This window comes from Thalassobaculum litoreum DSM 18839, assembly GCF_900102465.1.
Lineage (GTDB): Bacteria > Pseudomonadota > Alphaproteobacteria > Thalassobaculales > Thalassobaculaceae > Thalassobaculum > Thalassobaculum litoreum.
This window is the reverse complement of record NZ_FNBW01000006.1, coordinates 123,185-139,896: the sequence shown is the minus strand read 5'-3', so window position 1 is coordinate 139,896 and position 16,712 is coordinate 123,185. Positions and strand designations below refer to the sequence as shown.

The 16,712-nt window shown below is 69.3% G+C and carries 15 protein-coding genes and 1 tRNA gene; 5 read left to right on the top strand and 11 right to left on the bottom strand.

All coding sequences use genetic code 11. From position 1 onward, the window contains the following. Nucleotides 1-12: 12 nt before the first annotated feature. Both BLS34_RS11060 and BLS34_RS11055 read right to left on the bottom strand, forming a co-directional pair. Nucleotides 13-1,035, bottom strand: coding sequence for a glycosyltransferase family 4 protein (locus BLS34_RS11060; RefSeq protein WP_028796222.1), 1,023 nt, complete (start codon nucleotides 1,033-1,035; stop codon nucleotides 13-15). Nucleotides 1,036-1,153: 118 nt separating this feature from the next. Next, on the bottom strand, nucleotides 1,154-1,927 hold the full coding sequence (locus BLS34_RS11055) for a UDP-2,3-diacylglucosamine diphosphatase (RefSeq protein WP_028796221.1): 774 nt from the start codon (nucleotides 1,925-1,927) through the stop codon (nucleotides 1,154-1,156). A 225-nt stretch (nucleotides 1,928-2,152) separates the two neighbouring features. Between BLS34_RS11055 and BLS34_RS11050 the strand changes: the two genes are divergently transcribed. Continuing rightward, entirely contained in the window at nucleotides 2,153-3,139 is a 987-nt protein-coding gene (locus BLS34_RS11050) for a diacylglycerol/lipid kinase family protein (protein ID WP_051245191.1), read from the top strand. A 13-nt stretch (nucleotides 3,140-3,152) separates the two neighbouring features. On the opposite strand, the gene BLS34_RS11045 is transcribed toward BLS34_RS11050, so the two are convergent. Beyond that, nucleotides 3,153-3,671, bottom strand: coding sequence for a YHS domain-containing (seleno)protein (locus BLS34_RS11045; protein WP_051245190.1), 519 nt, complete (start codon nucleotides 3,669-3,671; stop codon nucleotides 3,153-3,155). 136 nt (nucleotides 3,672-3,807) lie between these two features. Next, nucleotides 3,808-5,151: a TldD/PmbA family protein gene (locus BLS34_RS11040; protein WP_093150275.1), complete on the bottom strand. Its 1,344-nt coding sequence runs from the start codon at nucleotides 5,149-5,151 to the stop codon at nucleotides 3,808-3,810. 99 nt (nucleotides 5,152-5,250) lie between these two features. Here BLS34_RS11040 and BLS34_RS11035 point away from each other — a divergent pair, with 99 nt between their 5' ends. Next, on the top strand, nucleotides 5,251-6,462 hold the full coding sequence (locus tag BLS34_RS11035) for an aminopeptidase P family protein (RefSeq protein WP_093150272.1): 1,212 nt from the start codon (nucleotides 5,251-5,253) through the stop codon (nucleotides 6,460-6,462). 79 nt (nucleotides 6,463-6,541) lie between these two features. Here the strand turns inward: BLS34_RS11035 and BLS34_RS11030 are convergent, their stop codons facing one another. Then, entirely contained in the window at nucleotides 6,542-8,110 is a 1,569-nt protein-coding gene (locus BLS34_RS11030) for an MFS transporter (protein ID WP_093150271.1), read from the bottom strand. Between the two features lie 171 nt (nucleotides 8,111-8,281). On the opposite strand from BLS34_RS11030, the gene BLS34_RS11025 reads away from it, so the two are divergent. Beyond that, nucleotides 8,282-8,656, top strand: a complete 375-nt coding sequence (locus BLS34_RS11025) for a DUF4170 domain-containing protein (RefSeq protein WP_028796218.1) — start codon at nucleotides 8,282-8,284, stop codon at nucleotides 8,654-8,656. Here the strand turns inward: BLS34_RS11025 and BLS34_RS11020 are convergent. Together BLS34_RS11020 and BLS34_RS11015 are read right to left on the bottom strand one after the other, a co-directional pair. Continuing rightward, nucleotides 8,646-10,061, bottom strand: coding sequence for an MATE family efflux transporter (locus BLS34_RS11020; RefSeq protein WP_051245189.1), 1,416 nt, complete (start codon nucleotides 10,059-10,061; stop codon nucleotides 8,646-8,648). The genes BLS34_RS11025 and BLS34_RS11020 overlap by 11 nt on opposite strands. Before the next feature lie 85 nt (nucleotides 10,062-10,146). Continuing rightward, the gene (locus tag BLS34_RS11015; protein ID WP_175474185.1) at nucleotides 10,147-10,872 is read right to left on the bottom strand and encodes an endonuclease/exonuclease/phosphatase family protein; all 726 of its coding nucleotides are present in this window, start codon (nucleotides 10,870-10,872) and stop codon (nucleotides 10,147-10,149) included. 148 nt (nucleotides 10,873-11,020) lie between these two features. Here BLS34_RS11015 and BLS34_RS11010 point away from each other — a divergent pair, with 148 nt between their 5' ends. Then, on the top strand, nucleotides 11,021-11,806 hold the full coding sequence (locus tag BLS34_RS11010; RefSeq protein ID WP_175474184.1) for an HpcH/HpaI aldolase family protein: 786 nt from the start codon (nucleotides 11,021-11,023) through the stop codon (nucleotides 11,804-11,806). Nucleotides 11,807-11,896: 90 nt separating this feature from the next. After that, nucleotides 11,897-12,640, top strand: a complete 744-nt coding sequence (locus tag BLS34_RS11005; RefSeq protein ID WP_093150261.1) for a hypothetical protein — start codon at nucleotides 11,897-11,899, stop codon at nucleotides 12,638-12,640. A 17-nt stretch (nucleotides 12,641-12,657) separates the two neighbouring features. Here the strand turns inward: BLS34_RS11005 and BLS34_RS11000 are convergent, their stop codons facing one another. The 4 genes from BLS34_RS11000 to BLS34_RS10985 form a co-directional block, all read right to left on the bottom strand. After that, complete coding sequence (locus BLS34_RS11000) at nucleotides 12,658-13,815, bottom strand: hypothetical protein (RefSeq protein ID WP_093150259.1); 1,158 nt, start codon at nucleotides 13,813-13,815, stop codon at nucleotides 12,658-12,660. A 159-nt stretch (nucleotides 13,816-13,974) separates the two neighbouring features. Next, a tRNA-Thr gene (locus BLS34_RS10995) sits at nucleotides 13,975-14,050 on the bottom strand. A 103-nt stretch (nucleotides 14,051-14,153) separates the two neighbouring features. Continuing rightward, entirely contained in the window at nucleotides 14,154-14,951 is a 798-nt protein-coding gene (locus BLS34_RS25855; protein ID WP_093150257.1) for a hypothetical protein, read from the bottom strand. Between the two features lie 357 nt (nucleotides 14,952-15,308). Continuing rightward, nucleotides 15,309-16,712, bottom strand: coding sequence for a heme biosynthesis protein HemY (locus tag BLS34_RS10985; protein WP_093150255.1), 1,404 nt, complete (start codon nucleotides 16,710-16,712; stop codon nucleotides 15,309-15,311).

Genomic DNA, 16,712 nt, shown 5'->3' with positions numbered 1-16,712 from the left:
GCCGCCTGAGAGTTACGCCGCCTGACGCTGCCCGACTGCCCCGTCGAACGGCTGCAGGTTGTCGACGAACATCTCGGCACAGCGCGCCCAGGTGAAGTGCAGACCCCGCGCCCGCGCCACCTCCCGGTCGATCCTCAGCGCGCCGGCCACGGCACGACCCAGATCCTCGTCCAGCACGCCCGCGCCGCTGTCGGCGATCACGTCGAGCGGGCCCGGCACCGGATAGGCCGCCACCGGTACGCCGCTCGCCAGCGCCTCGATCAGCACCAGGCCGAAGGTGTCGGTGCGGCTCGGGAAGACGAAGACGTCGGCCGAGGCATAATGGGCGGCCAGCTCCTCACCGGATTTCGCGCCGACGAAGACCACGTCGCCGTGCTGGCGCATGAGCTCCGTGCGCTGCGGGCCGTCGCCGACGACGACCTTGGTCCCGGGATGGTCGAGTGCCAGGAAGGCGCCGATATTCTTCTCCACCGCCACCCGGCCCACATACATCAGGATCGGCCGCGGTAGGTCGAGGATCGACGGGCGGGGATGGAACAGGCCAACATCCACCCCCCGCGTCCAGTCGCGCAGGTTGGGAAAGCCCTGGGCCTCCAGCTCCCGGCGCAGCGACGCGGTCGCCACCATCACGCCGCTGGACGGCGCGTGGAAGCGGCGCATCATCCGGTAGGTCCAGGACAGCGGGATGCCCGCCCGGGCCTGCAGGTATTCCGGGAACTTGGTGTGATAGGCCGTGGTGAAGGGCAGGCCGCGCGCCAGGCAGTAACGCCGGGCGGCATAGCCGAGCGGCCCTTCGGTGGCGATGTGGATGGCGCAGGGATGGGCCGCGTCCAGCAGTTCGGTGACCCGGCGGTCGGGGAACAGCGCCAGCCGGATCTCCGGATAGGTGGGACAGGGCACGGTGCGGAACCGGTCCGGGGTCACGAAGGTCACCCGGTGGCCCATGCGGTTGAGCTGCTCGGCCGTGGTCGCCAGGGTGCGGACCACGCCGTTGACCTGCGGATACCAGGCGTCCGACACCACCGCCACATGCAGCGCCTCGCCGGACCCGGGGGAGGCCGTGGATAGGGAGGCTGCCGGCAGGGACGCTGCAGGCAGGGACCCCGCGGGCAGGGACGCCGTGAGCGCGCGGGCCGGGCTCATGCCGGGCGCCTCAGGCCGCCATGGAGAGCTGGCGGATCTCCGCCCAGTGCAGGATCTCCATCTGGCCGTCCATATGCTCGACCAGGGCGGTGCAGCTCTCCACCCAATCCCCGTCGTTGCAGTACAGGATGTCGCCGATCATCCGCATCTCGGCCTTGTGGATGTGGCCGCAGACCACGCCGTCGACGCCGCGCTTGCGGGCCTCGTCGGCCAGGGCGTCCTCGAACGCCCCGATGAACTCCACCGCCCGCTTGGCCTTCTGCTTCAGATAGGCGGAGAGCGACCAGTAGGGATAGCCGAAGCGCCGGCGGATCTCGTTGAAGGCGACGTTGAGCGACAGCAGGGTGGCGTAGGACCAGTCCCCCAGCACCGCCAACCACTTCGCATAGGTCACCACCACGTCGAACTCGTCGCCGTGGATCACCAGGAAACGCTTGCCGGTCTTGGTGACGTGGATGTGCTCGGGCCGGATCTCGATCTGGCCGAAATCGGCGTTCAGGTATTCCCGGAACAGGTCGTCGTGGTTGCCGGGAATGAAGATCACTTTGGTGCCCTTGCGCGCCTTGCGCAGCAGCTTCTGCACCACGTCGTTATGGGCCTGCCGCCAGCCCCAGCTCCGCTTCATCCGCCAGATGTCGAGGATGTCGCCGACCAGGTACAGGTACTCGGAATCGGTATGCTTCAGGAAGTCGAGCAGGTATTCTGCCTGACAGCCTCGCGTGCCCAGGTGGATATCGGAGATCCAGATCGCCCGGTATCGGGTGACGCCCCGTTCCGCGTTCATACCGTACCCCCGCCACTGCCACGCCGAAGACCTAAATTCCTACAAGTTGATAACGCGGTTAAGTGACACTCAATATGTAGTAAAGTGAAATATCGATTACAATTTTCCCACCGTTTCTTCTTCGCCGTTGCAGATCAACGCTTGCGTTCGTTCGTCACAAAACCTTAACAACACCAAGTTCCGTTGAGTTTTCATTCGCCTGACCGGACCCGGTCGAGAGGATACATGGACAAGCGCACCGATTCCGCGACCGCTCCGGCAGCCACGGCGGTCACCACGGCGACGGCCGAGCCCGGGCCGTCGGGCGATCCCGCGGTGCGGCAGGTGCGGCGGGCGCTGATCATCTTCAACCGGAATGCCGGCGGCGGCCGCAAGGTGGCGCGGCTGGAGGAGACGGTGGCGCAGCTGACCGGCGCCGGGGTCGAGGTGGAGATCCACCGCACCTCCTTCGCCGGCGACGCCGAGCAGACCGCGCACGCCGCCCGGTTCCTGGGCAGCGGGCCCGACGTGATCATCTGCGCCGGCGGTGACGGCACCATCAACGAGGTGGTGAACGGCCTGGCCGGCGGCGACACGCCCCTGGCGCTGCTGCCGATCGGCACCGCCAACGTGCTCGCGGCGGAGATCGGCCTGGCGACCGATACGGCGACGGTCGTCGACACCATCTTCACCGGCGTGCCGACGCCGATCCACCTGGGCACGGCGAACGGACGCTACTTCACCCTGATGACCGGCGTCGGGCTGGACGCGGAGGTGGTGGCCAGCGTCGACAGGAAGCTCAAACGCCGAACCGGCAAGCTGGCCTATGCGCTCGCCACCCTGAAGCGCTGGACCGCTTACCGGGATCACCATTTTCGGGTCACGGTCGACGGCGTCGAGCATCGCGCGGCCGGCGTGGTCGTCGCCAACGGGCATTATTACGGTGGCCGCTTCGTCTGCGCCGAGAACGCCCGCATCACCGAGCCCGGACTGCATGTCTGCCTGTTCCAGAAGCCGGGCCGGTGGCAGGCGGTCTACTACATGCTGGCGCTGTTCGGCGGGTTCCTGGACCGGCTGAACACCTATCGGGTGATCCCGGGGCGCGAGATCCACATCGCCGACGACCGGGACGGTCCGGTTCAGGGCGACGGCGACATCATCACCCAGCTCCCGCTCACCATCGGCGTCGCCGACGAAACGGTGCGGATCCTGATGCCGCGCACGCCCGTCTGACCGATCCCGCCGGTCAGTGGGTAAGCCGGTTTGGGGCCTCCGACCAGTCGGCCTGCCGCCACTTCCGGTCGGCGGTCGCGATATAGCCCGACGGGTTGCGCTGCCAGATCTCGCGCACCGCGTCGTTGCGCGACAGGTAGAGCTTGCCGTCGATGATGTCGAAGACCGTCGGGTCGGCGGAATAGGCCTTGCCCCGGGACATGCCGTAGAGGCTGTAGCCCCCGTATTGCGGTGCGAACTGCTCCGGGTCGACGCGGAAGCGCTGGGCGTTCTCCGCCGAGGTGAAGTGCCAGACCGTGCCGCGCCAGGTCACCTGATGGGCGGCGGATCCCGGTACGGGCTCGGGCTCGAAGAAATAGGACACGGGATCGTAGCCGCCGAGGGCGATGCCGTCGCGCTCGAACACCGGTGCCGGTCCGTGGGAGGCGGCGCCGCTGGCGGGCACGCCCGCGCCGCAGGCGACGACGACCGCGCCGATGGCGGCAACGCCGGTGATGACGGAAACACGCAGAAAGGCGGGCAGATAGCTCATGTGACTTCCTCTAGGCTCCGGCACTCGGCCGGTCCCTCCGCCCGAAGCCGCATATGGGAAGCGGGTCGGGCGGTTGCCAGAGATAAAGTGTCACATTAACGAGAGCGCCGATGAGAGCCGCATTGAGAGCGGCCGATCAGCCCTCGCCGCCTACCAGCAGGCCCTCGATCCGCAGGGTCGGGCTATCCATGCCGTATTTGAGCTCCAGGTCGTCGGCGGCCACGAGGGAGGCGAACATCTCCTTAAGATGCCCGCCGATGGTCATCTCGGAGACCGGGAAGGTGATCTCGCCGTTCTCGATCCAGTAGCCGGCGGCCCCCCGGCTGTAGTCGCCGGTGACCAGGTTGACGCTGGTGCCCATCATCTCGGTTACGAAGAACCCGCTCTCGATGTCCTTGATCAGCTCCTGGGGCGAGACCGAGCCGGCGGCCATGTAGAAGTTGCTGACGCTCGGCCCGGGCGTGCCGCCGGTGCCGCGCGCCGCGCTGGCCGTGCTCTCCAGGCCGAGCTGACGGGCGGTGGCGAGATCGAGCGTCCAACTCGTCAGGCGGCCGCCGTCGATCACCGCGCGCGGCCGGGTGGCCAGTCCCTCGGCGTCGAACGGCTTGGACCGGAAGCCGCGCGGCCGGTGCGGATCGTCATGGATCTGGATCTCCGGGCGGAACAGCTGGGCGTCCATGGAGTCCTTCAGGAAGCTGGTGCCCCGGGCGATCGCCGACCCGCTGATCGCCGAGGCGAGGTAGCCCAGCATCGAGCGGGCCGCCCGCGGCTCCATCACCACCGGCACGCGGCAGGTCTTCGGCCGGCGCGGGTTCAGCCGGCGCACGGCGCGCTCGCCGGCCCGGCGGCCGACCTCCGCCGGATCCTCCAGATCGGCATCGAAGACCTTGGCGCTGTAGTCGTGGTCGCGCTCCATCTTCTGGCCGGTGCCGGCGATCACCGAGACCCCCAGAGAATAGCTGGAGCGCTTGTAGGCGCCGGTGAAGCCGTTCGTGGCGGCCAAGGTGACGTCGGTCATCCCGTAGCCGGCCTCGGCCCCTTCGGAATTGGTGACGCCGGCGACGGCACGGGCGGCGTCCTCGGCCGCCCGGGCGCGCTCCACCAGGGTCTCGGCACTCGGCTCGGTCGGGTCGAACATCTCGATCCGCGGCCAGTCCCGGGCGATCTGGGACGGCTCGGCGAGCCCGGCATAGGGATCCTCCGGCGCCACCTTGGCCATGGCGATGGCACGCTCGATCATGTCGTCCAGGGCGTCGCCCTTGAAGTCGGTGGTGGAGACCACCGCCTGACGCCGACCGACGAAGACCCGAAGGCCGAGATCCTTGCCCTCCGAACGCTCCACCGCCTCCGGCTTGCCGAGGCGCTGGGACACCGACTGCGACACGCCCTGGGCCAGGATGGCGTCGGCGGCGTCCGCGCCGGCCCGCTTCGCCCGGGCCAGGAGATCGGCGAGCAGATCATGCGGCGAAAGATCGGTCATGGAGGCTTCCTATTCGGACTGGCGTCTTGTCGTCCGACCAATTAGAGGGCTGAGAGGGATGGCGCAACCATCCGACGGCTTTTACCCGAGGAGGGGTCGATGGGCTTGGATATGGAGCGCCTGAAGCGGATTGAGAATGGGCGACAGGTTCAGGGCACCTTCTCACCGGCGGAAATGGAGCGCCGGCAGGCCGGTCTGCGGGCCATCCTGGACGCGCTGGGGCTCGATGCAGCGATCCTGACCTCCTATCACGGGATCAACTACTACACCGACTTCCTCTACACCCGGTTCGGGCGGCGCTACGCCTGCGTCGTCACGCCGGACGCGGTGACCACGGTCAGCGCCAATATCGACGCCGGCCAGCCCTGGCGGCGCACGGCGGGGCAGAACCTGGTCTATACCGACTGGCGCCGGGACAACTGGTTCCACGCGCTGCAGACCCTGCTGCCGGGCGCCAAGCGCATCGGCATCGAGTACGACCATGTCGATCTCGACACCCGTCGCCTGCTGGGGGAGGCGTTTCCGCAGGCCGAGTTCGCCGATATCGCCGCCGCCTCGATGCGCCAGCGCATGACCAAGTCGGCCGAGGAGATCGCCCTGATCCGCGAGGGGGCTCGGATCGCCGATATCGGCGGCGCCGCCTGCGCGGAGGCCGTCGGCATCGGCGTGCCGGAGCACGAGGTCGCCCTGCATTCCACCCAGGCGATGGTGCGCGAGATCGCCCGGTCCATGCCCCACGCGGAGCTGATGGACACCTGGACCTGGTTCCAGTCCGGCATCAACACCGACGGCGCCCACAACCCGGTCACCTCCCGGCGGATCGAGGCCGGGGACATCCTGTCGCTGAACTGCTTCCCGATGATCGCCGGCTACTACACCGCGCTGGAGCGCACGCTGTTCTGCAAGAGCGTGTCCGACGCCCACCGGCGCTACTGGGACATCAATCTGGAGGTCTATCACGCCGGGCTGGACCTGATGCGTCCGGGCAACCGCTGCTGCGAAATCGCCGAGGCGCTGAACGGGATCTACAGCCGCCACGGGGTGCTGAAGAACCGGACCTTCGGCTACGGCCATTCCTTCGGCGTGCTGTCGCACTATTACGGTCGCGAGGCCGGGCTGGAGCTGCGCGAGGACGTGGAGACGGTGCTGGAGCCGGGCATGGTGGTGTCGATGGAGCCGATGATCACCATCCCCGAGGGCCAGCCCGGGGCCGGCGGCTACCGCGAGCACGACATCCTGATCATCACCGAGGACGGGGCGGAGAACATCACCGGCTTCCCGGTGGGGCCGGAGAACAACGTGGTGGGGTGACGGCGCCGCTCCGCTGACGCCTCTCCCACCCCCCGGCACGAGGCCGGGAAGGACGAGAGGCAGGAAGCGCGAGGGTCGCTTACCCCTTGCGACGGGGTCTCTTGGGATACATCACCGCCGCCACCAACCCCGACACCGTCGCCAGGATCGCCAGGCCGACGATGGCGATGCGGAAGGCGTCGATCAGCGCGTTGCGGGCGGCGGCGACGATCAGCGGCCCCGCCGCGCCCGACCCCTCCGGCGCGGTCAGACTGGCCAGGCTGCCCGGATCGCGGCGGATCGCCTCGCGCACCGGCTCCGGCATTTCGATCTCGGCCATCAGCGGCGCCTGCAGCCAGTTGAAGGCGATCAGCAGCAACGGCCCGATCGCCGCCACCGCGATGAGAAAGGCGACCCGGCTGGCGGCGTTGTTGACCGCCGACGCGATGCCTGCATGCCGGTCGTCCACCGCGTTCATCACGCCGGTGGTCAGCGGCGGGATCGACACCGCCATGCCGATCCCCAGCACGATCACCCCCGGCAGGAAGGTGGACCAGTAGGGCGTGCCCGTGGTCGGGATCGCCAGCATGCCGAGGCCGACCGCCGTGATCAGCGTGCCGCCGACCAGCGGCAGCCGCGCGCCGTAACGGTCGATTAGCGTCCCGCCCCAGCGGGCCAGCAGGAACAGCACCAGCGCGAACGGCAGGAACGCCGCCCCGGACTGGGTCGCGGTATAGCCGTAGAGCCGGATCAGGCCGAAGGGGAACAGGAACACCGCCGCACCCAACGCGCCGTAGAGCAGGAGGGTCAGCACGTTGGCGGCGGCGAACTCCCGGTCGGCGAACAGGTGCAGCGGCATCAGCGGCATTGCGCAGCGCGACTCGACCCGCACGAACAGGACCAGGGCCAGGATGCCGAGCAAGCCGGCGGCGGTGCCGATCCGGGAGTCGAAGGTCGCCTCCCCCGCCTGGATCAACGCGTAGGACACCAGCCCCAGTCCGGCCATCACCAGCAGGCCGCCGAGCCAGTCCGGGTCGCCGCGGGCCTGCGGATTGCGGTTCTCCTCCACCGACACCAGCGCGAGCACCAGGGCCAGGGCGCAGATCGGCGGGTTGATCCAGAACACCGAGGCCCAGCCGAAGCTGTCCACCAGCCAGCCGCCCAGCACCGGCCCACCGGCGGAGGTGACCGCGGCGAAGGCCGACCAGGCGCCGATCGCCCGACCGCGCTTGTCCCTCGGGTAGGAGGCCGACAGGATCGCCAGGCTGTTGGGCACCAGCAGGGCCGCCCCCACCCCCTGGAACGCCCGGGCGACGATCAGGACCGGCGCGTTCTCCGCCATCGCGCAGGCGATGCTGGTGGCGGCGAAGATCACCAGGCCCAGGATGAAGATCCGCCGCCGGCCGATCCGGTCGCCGAAGGCGCCGCCGAGCAGCAGCAGGGCGGCCAGGGTCAGCATGTAGCTGTTGGCGATCCATTGCAGGTCGCCGACCGTCGCCCCCAGATCGCGCTGCATGTCGGCCAGCGCCACATTCACCACCGAGCCGTCGATGAAGGCGAGGCTGGAGCCGAGCACCGTCGTCGCCAGGATCAGCCCGCGGCGCAGGCGTCCGAACGCGACGGGCGCGGCGTCGGAAGGAGCGGGATCTGTGACAAGTGGCTCGGTCATCGCGGGCGCAATCTACTCAGGTCGGCCGGTTTATCCCACTGCATAGATGGGGGCGTCGTCCGATGCTGCGATGGCCGCGGGCGCCGCAGGACCGCGACCCGCGACGGACCGCACGATTGAAGCCCGCCGCCGGCTTCGGTATAGGGGGCGGAACTCACGGCGGAGGGTGCCATGGTCTATTGGGTTATCGGCGGCGAATACACCGACACCAGCTTCACCAACATCGTCGGCGGCGACGCCGAGAAGAAGATCGGCCCGTTCGACGACTACGAGACCGCCAAGTCGGTCTGGGGCAAGCTCGCCTGGCAGCATGTGGACGACGCCCATGTGCGCTACCGCATCCTGAACGAGGAGGCGACCGAGTTCTGGGTGGTCGGCGGGGTCTACAAATCGACCGACTTCACCGAAACCGCCGACGGCTCGCCGGAGCAGAAGTTCGGCCCGTTCGACGACTACGAGGAGGCCAAGTCGGTCTGGTCGCAGAAGGCCTGGGAGAGCGTCGACGACGCCCATTCCCGCTGGCGGATCGAGAAGATCAGCCACTGACGGCGGCCGGGACGGCCGTGGGACTCTGCCGTCCCGCCACCCGGCGCAGCCGCAGCGCCAGCATCACCCAGACCACGAACAGGCCGAGCGCCAGTCCGGCCCACACGCCCTCGCCGCCAAATCCCATGGGAAAGGCGAACAGCACGGCCGCGCCGATCCCGACCGGCCAGTAGCCGATCAGGGCGATGATCATCGGCACCCGGGTGTCCTTGAAGCCGCGCAGCGCGCCCGCCGCCACCGACTGGCCACCATCGGCGAACTGGAACAGCCCGGCGATCGCCAGATAGGTCACCGCATGGCCGACCGCGGCGTATTCCGCCGGATCGCCGGTGTCGAGGAACAGCGACACCAGCGGCTCGCCGCAGAACACGTAGATCAGGGCCGAGGGCACCATCACCAGCACGCCGACCAGGGTCGCCACCCGGCCGGCCAGCACCGCGCCGTCGGGATCGCGGCGGCCGACCGCCAGCCCGACCCGCACCGTGGCCGCCTGGGCGACGCCGAAGGGGATCATGAAGGCGATGGCGGCGAACTGCAGGGCGACGGCATGGCCCGCAAGCTCGGCCACGCCGATCAGCCCGATCAGGAACCCGGTGGCGGCGAACAGCCCGGCCTCGGCCAGCTTGGTCAGGCCGATCGGCAGGCCGAGAACCCACAGCTCGCGGAACCGCGGCCAGTCCGACCGCCAGAACCGCACCAGCAGCATGTACCGGCGGTACCGCCGGTCGCGCAGGATATAGGCCAGCAGCACGAAGAACATCGCCCCCTGGACCAGCGAGGTGGCGATGCCGAGGCCGTAGAGTTCCAGACGCGGCAGGCCGAATCCGCCGAACATCAGCGCGTAATCGGCGGCCGCGTTCACCGGAATGCCGACGGCGAGCAGCCACATGGCCGGGCGCGGGCGGCCATGGGCGGCGATGAAGTTCCGCAGCAGGGCGAAGCCGGCCATGAACGGCAGGCCCCACATCACCCCGTCGCAATAGGTCTGGGCGCGCGCCGCCAGCACCGGGTCCTGGCCCATGGCCAGCAGCATCTGCTCCGCATGGCCGAAATACAGCCAGGCGAGCGGCGTCACCGCCAGGATCAGCCACATCGCCTGCCGGAAGGTCCGGCGCACGCCCTTGTAGCGCCGGCCGCCGAGTTCCTGGGCGAACATGGCCGAACTGGCGAACAGCGTCCCCAGGATCGTGACGAAGACCGGAAAGTAGAGATTGTGGCCGAGTTGCGCGGCGGCCAATGCCTCGGGCCCGAGATGGCCCGTCATCAGCACGTCGGTCGTCTGCAGCATCATCTGGGCGAGCTGGGTCGCGGCGATCGGGATGCCCAGGGCCAGTGTGGCGCGGACTTCCGTCGCATAGGCGCTGGGCGCCCGGCTTGCTGACAGGATGGGGTCGGGGGAGACCATGCACTGCTCCATGGGCGCGCGGGCGGCGCACCGGACCCCGCCTCTAGAAGCGGGCGACCGCCGGGTCAAGCGCAATCCCCGGATCTCATGCAACCGTGACGGTCGATTCCCGGCCCGGCTCCACCACCGCCAGGACCCCGGCATGGTCGCTGCCGGCGACGCCGCCGATCGGCAGCGCGCCGACCAGCCGCGTCTCCACGCCCGCGAGGGGCAGGGCCCGGGTCATCAGGAAATCGATGCGACGACCCGGCACGGTAGGCTCCGGCCGATCCGCCGCCAGATCCCGGAAACCGGCCTCGTCCAGCGCCTCCGGCGCGGGATCGCCCGGCCCGGCGTTCAGGTCGCCGCCCAGAACCGTCGGCGCCTCCGGGTCCAGATGGCGCAGCAGGTGAAGGACCTGGTTCCGGCGCAGTGCGTCTCCGTCGGCCAGATGGGTCAGGTGCAGGTTGACGACCGTCATGCCGTCGATCCGCGCCACCTGGGCGATGCGGTCCGGGTCCTCGGGATGGGGTGGCAGGGCGATCACCCGATGCTCCGACGCCTCTCGCCGCGTCAGGATCGCCAGCCCGTTGGTGCTGTCCGCCATGGAGCCGTCCTCCTGCGGCCTCGGCTTGGCCCGCGCCGGAGCGGCGAGGCATCGCAGGCCCAACGCCTCCGCGAGAACGGCGGCGGTGTCCTGCCCGCCGCCGATGAACGCCTCCTGCAGCAGGACGATGTCCGGACGGACCTCGGCCGCCGCCCGGGCCAGAACCGCGAGACGGGCACGATAGGGCGGGCTGTTCTTCCAGGTGTTCCAGGTCAGGATGCGCATGGCCCCTGTATAGCCGGATCCTGTGACGGTTTCCGCCCCGCGACCGAATAGCGGAATTCGCCATTCTCTGCGTTGCGGGGCGGTCGCGCGCGTGCTTCGCTGCGCCCAGGATCCCCGCGAACAAGGATCCATGGGAGGAAGAGACCGCATGTTCCGTGACAATGCCTTGAAGGCGAAGATTGCCCGTGGTGAGCCGACCCTGGGCGTGTGGCTGCAGATGTCGGAGCCGTCGATCGCCGAGATCGCCAGCCTGGTCGGCTACGACTGCCTGATCCTGGACAACGAGCACGGCTTCGCCTCGCTCGATACGACGGTGCACATGATGCGCGCCGCCCAGGCCGGCAACGCCACCTGCATGGTGCGCTGCCCGGGCTCCGACGGCGACTACATGAAGCGGGTGCTCGACGCCGGCGCCGAGGCGCTGATGATCCCGATGGTCGAGAGCGCGGAAGAGGCCCGGGCGATCGTCGACGCCTGCCGCTACCCGCCCCAGGGCCGTCGCGGCTATTCGGCGCCGACCGTGCGCGCCTCCGGCTACGGTGCCGCCCCGGACTACGCCAAGCGGGCGAACGAGAACCTGCTGATCTGCCTCCAGCTCGAATCCCACACCGCCGTGGCGGAGGCCGAAGCGATCGCCGCGGTGGACGGTGTCGATCTGGTCTTCATCGGCGTCGCCGACCTGTCCGGCTCCCTCGGCCTGCTGGAACAGCCGGGCGAGGCGAAGGTGACGGCGCAGATCAATGCCGCAGAGGCCGCCATCCGCAAGGCGGGCAAGCCGATGGGCACGATCCCGCGCCCCGGCCACAGCCTGACCGACCTGGTGGCGGAGGGGTACTCCTTCGTCGCCGGCCTGGCCGACGCCTACCTGATCCGCGCCGGCATGCAGGCCGATGTGGAGGCGTTCCGTGCCGGTGTCGGGAGCGGGTCGAAATAGGACAAGGCCCTATATAAAAAGAGGATTTTCAGACGGATCGTCGCCGCAATGTCCGGCCTTTGATACACTGCCGGAAACGGGAGGGCGCCGATGGACCTCATGCGGCATGCAATCGTGATCGGCTGTCTGGTCGCCCTGACCGGATGCGGCTCGTTTGCCGTGTTCGAGACGGAGCAGCAGCGCCAGGCCCGGATCGAGGCCGCGGTCCAGCAGGCGCTTGAGCGCGAACGCGGCCGGCAGACGCATCTCGTCGACCGTCGCATCGAACCGGTGCTCGACTCCCAGCGGACCCGGGACGAGCGGCTGGACGGCCTGGAGCGGATGACCGCTGCCATCGCCGACCGGCTCCAGGCCCTTGAGCGGTCCGGCCCCGGTGCATCGGCGTATCCCGATGCCGACGAGCCCGCCCGGCAGGCGGAGGTCGATTCCCTGCAGCATGACGTGACGGCCCTGGCGGCGGCGGTCTCCCGGATCTCCGGGGGCGACACCGACGGCGAGGCCGTCCTGCGGGCCCGGCTGGAACGGCTGGAACTGCGGACCAGCCGCATCGCCTGGCCGCCGCCCAGCAGCGCGGTGCGGGCGGTGCATCTCGCCAGCTACCGCTCCCACGAGGCCGCCCTGGCGGGTTGGGAAGTGCTGCTGAGCCGCTACCGCGACATCCTGGGCGACGAGACCCCGACCCTCGTGGAAGTCCGCACGGTGGCCGGCGAGTATGTGCGGCTGTTCGCCGGCGTCGGCCGCGACCAGCAGGGACTCCTGCGGATCCGCGAGGCCCTGCGCGACGGCGGCGACTACGCCATGATCCTGCCGCTGCCCGGCAACGCCGGAAGCTGAGCGCGCCAGGCCGCTCTTCAGCGCGGCTTGACGATCACGCTCCAACCGGGCGGATAGCGGTACTGCATCGGCGCCTCGACGGCCCGGTCGACGACGGCTTGCCAGTCGTCGATGGGATTCCGGGGGTGCCGCACGAGCTTCCCGTCGAACAGGGAAATGCCGTACAGGACGAGACCGACCGCCGCCAGCAGACGCACCACCCGCAGGCCGGGATCCCAGAGCATCGACATCAGGACCGCCAGCCAGACCGCCGACTGGACATAGAAGTACCGCTGGCTCACCCCGTGGGGAAACACCTCCGGCTCCGAGCCGAAGCGCAGGGAGATCGACAGGGTGAGGATCAGGGCGAACAGCGCCAGGCCGGCCCGCCACGCCCGGTCGCGCCCCACCGCCACGCCGATCAGCACCACGGCAGAGACGACGATTGCCTGAACGCTGCCGCCCATCGACTTGCGCAGGACGGCGAAGAAGGCCGCGTAGAGCTTGGCGGCGGTCACGGACCCGGCCTCGGAACCGTATGTGCCGGACAGGGTCAGGGCCTGCGCCGCCGTCGCGGCGGCGACCACGGCGACGAGCAGATACTGGCCGCGGTCGGTCGGCAGCCGCAGACCGACCCGGGCCAGCACCGCCGCCACGACAGCGAACAGCGAGAAGGGTCCAGACAGGCCGGCCAGCACCGCGAAGGCCAGATGGTTCGCCCGTCCGACGGTCGTGCGCGGCGCCGGGGCGAGCAGCACGGCGATCAGGCCGAGCGCCAGAATCCATTGCAGGTTGGTCGGCGACGACAGCACCTCGGTGGCGCCGATGGCGAGGAACGGGGCGAGGAACAGCGGCGGCAACAGGCCCCGCTCCGGCATCGCCAGGTAGATCGTGACGGCGCACCACAAGGCGATCGCCTGGCTCGCGATCAGGTAGACCAAGGGAGTCTGCTCCAACGGGAAGGCACCCGCCAGGGCCGCCACCAGCCGGGGCGCCAGGTGAAGATAGCCGTTATAGGGATGCAGCAGGCTGGCGAGCCCGAGTGACTGCCAGTCCGCAAAGAAGATGTTGCCGTCCTCCGCCCAGAAATTGGGATGAAGGAAAGCATCCGGGCCGCGCAGATAGATCACCGCCAGCACTGCCGGCAGGATCACCAGGATCGGCAGAAGCGTCCGGACGGAACGGGCCCCGGGCATATCGGGACGGCGAGAACGGGCACGGGACCCCGGTTCGGCAGCGGCGTCATTCATCATACTGATCCGGCCCGCGGCGGTTGAAGCGCGCGAGGATCGTAAACGCAGCCCGCTGCAACCCGGAAGAACTGGGTTTGGCCGGCGATCGTTTTTCGGAGGAGATGGTGCCGCAAGAGGGACTTGAACCCCCGACCCACGCATTACGAATGCGTTGCTCTACCATCTGAGCTATTGCGGCCCCGCAGGTGCCGGGACACCAATCGAGTTCGGCGCACTAGATACGGAGGAAGTGGCGGCGATGCAAGCGTCGCGTCACCGCCCGCCCGATTTCTGGCGTGCGATCAGCGGAAGGAGAGGGCGCCGATCCCGGGAAAGACCTGCCCCAGGGAACCGCTCTTTTCCGAGGAGCCGCTCCCCTTGCCGTCGAACAGATCCCGCAGCGGCACCTCGTTGCCGAGGCGGAAGGCGGCGAGCGCATCCTGCACGGCCTTGACCCGCTCCAGCCCGCTGCGCGCCGCGGCCAGCCGCTCGCGTGCGGCGTCGCTGAGCTTGCCGTCGGAACTGCCGGTATCGACCCGGGCGTAGTTGCCGCTGGTCAGACCGGTACGGATCTGCTGCTGGCTGAGACCCAGGCTGCTGCCGTCGGTGGCGAGCACCCGCGTGTCCTCGGCGGCGACCTTGCCGTTGCGGGCCACGCCGACCTCCAGGGCGAATTGCCGGATCGAGGCGAAGGTACTGCCCCCGGCCCCATCCGCCACGGAGACGTCGAGGGACGCGATCCGCAGCTGCACCGCGACCTCTTCGCCCTTGGCCTCGGCCTCGTCCAGGGTCTTGGAAATCTCGCCGAACACCCGGTCGACGATCGCGGTGACCCCCTCGCCGGACGCGAAGGCGCTGGCGACGGCTTCGATCGCCTGACGCAGGCGGTCACGGAAGCTCACATCGTCGCGGCCGTCGGGCTCGACGGTGATATAGCCGGGATCATTGGGCAGGAACGGGCGGAACTTCGGCGGCTCGCTCTTCTCGGCGGAGCGACTCGAGGTCTGTTGCTGACGCGCGGTTGCCGTCAGCGACCCGGATGATGACGATACGGCGACAGTGTTGGTGCCGCCGGTCGCGCTATCGATCGTCGCGACCATGACAGTGTCCTTTCTGGACGGCTCAGACGTGTTGCCATCAACGCCTGCGCGGTCTTAGCCACCTGGCATTCTCGCCAGATAAAACGAATTCTACCCAATTCGCGGCAAACTGCCAACACCCTATTAGTATTCCCTTAAGCCTGACGTCAAGCATTTCGCCGATTCGCGCACCTTGCCGGCGCCCCGCCCCCAAGCCAGGGCCTCCAGCCTGGCCCCGCGGTCAAGCCGCTCGGCCTGGTCTCCGCTAGAGCGCGATCGGTTCAGATCGAAAAGATCTGTACCGTGAATCGCCCTCTATCCCATTAAGCATGGAGCACATTCCCACGAGCGGATGTTTCCATCGGATCGTGATTGGATCTAGGCGGCGCTGGCGGCACCGGAAGACGAGGGTCTCGGCGTTTCCTCGACGTCGGCGGTCAGGTCCACGATCGGGCCGACCGCGTCGCCGTCCTGGGTGACCAGGGCCGGGGGCACCACCGCAACGCGCGGCGGACGGGTCCAGCCGACCGTATCGAAGGCGCCGCAATTGCCGCAGGTCGCCATCCATTGCGCGGCGACCGCCCCGCAGGAATCGCAGGTCCAGGCAGGATCGCTCGGCGCGTAGGCCGCCCGCTCCAACCACTGGCGCGCCGCGGTGACGTTGCCGTGCTCGCCTTCCTCCAGCCGCGCCCAGAGCGCGCAGGCCCGGGGCCCGACATCCTCGGGATCCAGCGCGGAGAGCTGGGCCCGGGCCTCGCCCCAGAAATCGCCGTCGAGCGCCGTCTCGGCAACCGCCAGACGGCTTTCGGGATGATCCGGAAGCTTCTCCACCATGGACTGGATCTTACGCAGCAGCATCGACACGGATTCGCCGTCCCAGAGGTTCCGCATCGTCTCGGCCAGGTCCGGGTGCGGCGCCTGCTTCCACTGGTCGCCGACCAGCTTGCGGGCCTTGTCCTTGCGCCCGGTGGCACCCAGCAGGGTCGCTTCGGCGACGATGGCCGGCACGAAGTCGGGCTGGCTCTCGCGGGCCTTGGCGGCGAGGTCCAGGGATTCCGTCTGGGTCTCGGCCAGCCGCGAGCGCTCGATCAGCAGGGCCGCGCGATGCCGGCGGCCTTTGGGACGCGGGATCAGGCCGCGCTTCACCGCGTCGTACAGGGCCGCCTGCGCCTCGGCCCAGCGGCCCGCGCGGGCCAGACCGAAGATCCTGGTCGTGGCCACCTGCACGGAGGTCGGCCGCAGCTTGTGCGCCTCCTCCGCCAGTTCCAGCACATGGGCGTCGTCGCCCCGGGCATCGGCCAGCCGCATCAGCCCGACCAGCCCGATGAAGGCGGTCTCCTGATCGTCGCGCAGGGCGGCGAAATAGCGGGCGGCGGCGGCGGCATCGCCGCTCAGCGCAGCGGCCTGGGCCGACAGCAGCCGGGTCAGGCTGGGCTCGCGCAACAGCCGGTCTGCCTCGCGCGCCAGCCGCTTGGCCTCCTCGCCATCCCCGACGGCCACCGCGGCCATGCCCTGGACCAGGGCCTTGTAGCCTTCCTCGTGACGGTGGGCGCTGCGGTGGCGCCAGAAGGAGAACGGCGCGCGCATGGTCGCCAGAGCCGCCCGCCAGCCGACGGCGGCGATCCACAGGGCGATGCCGATCACCAGCAGGAACAGGGCGAACGGGGTCTCCAGCCGCCAGCCGAGCCAGTCGACCCGGACGCCGCCGGGGTTCTGCACCAGCCAGACGGCGACGGCGACGAAGACGGCGAGCTGAACGAGGTAGATCAGGGAACGGCGCAT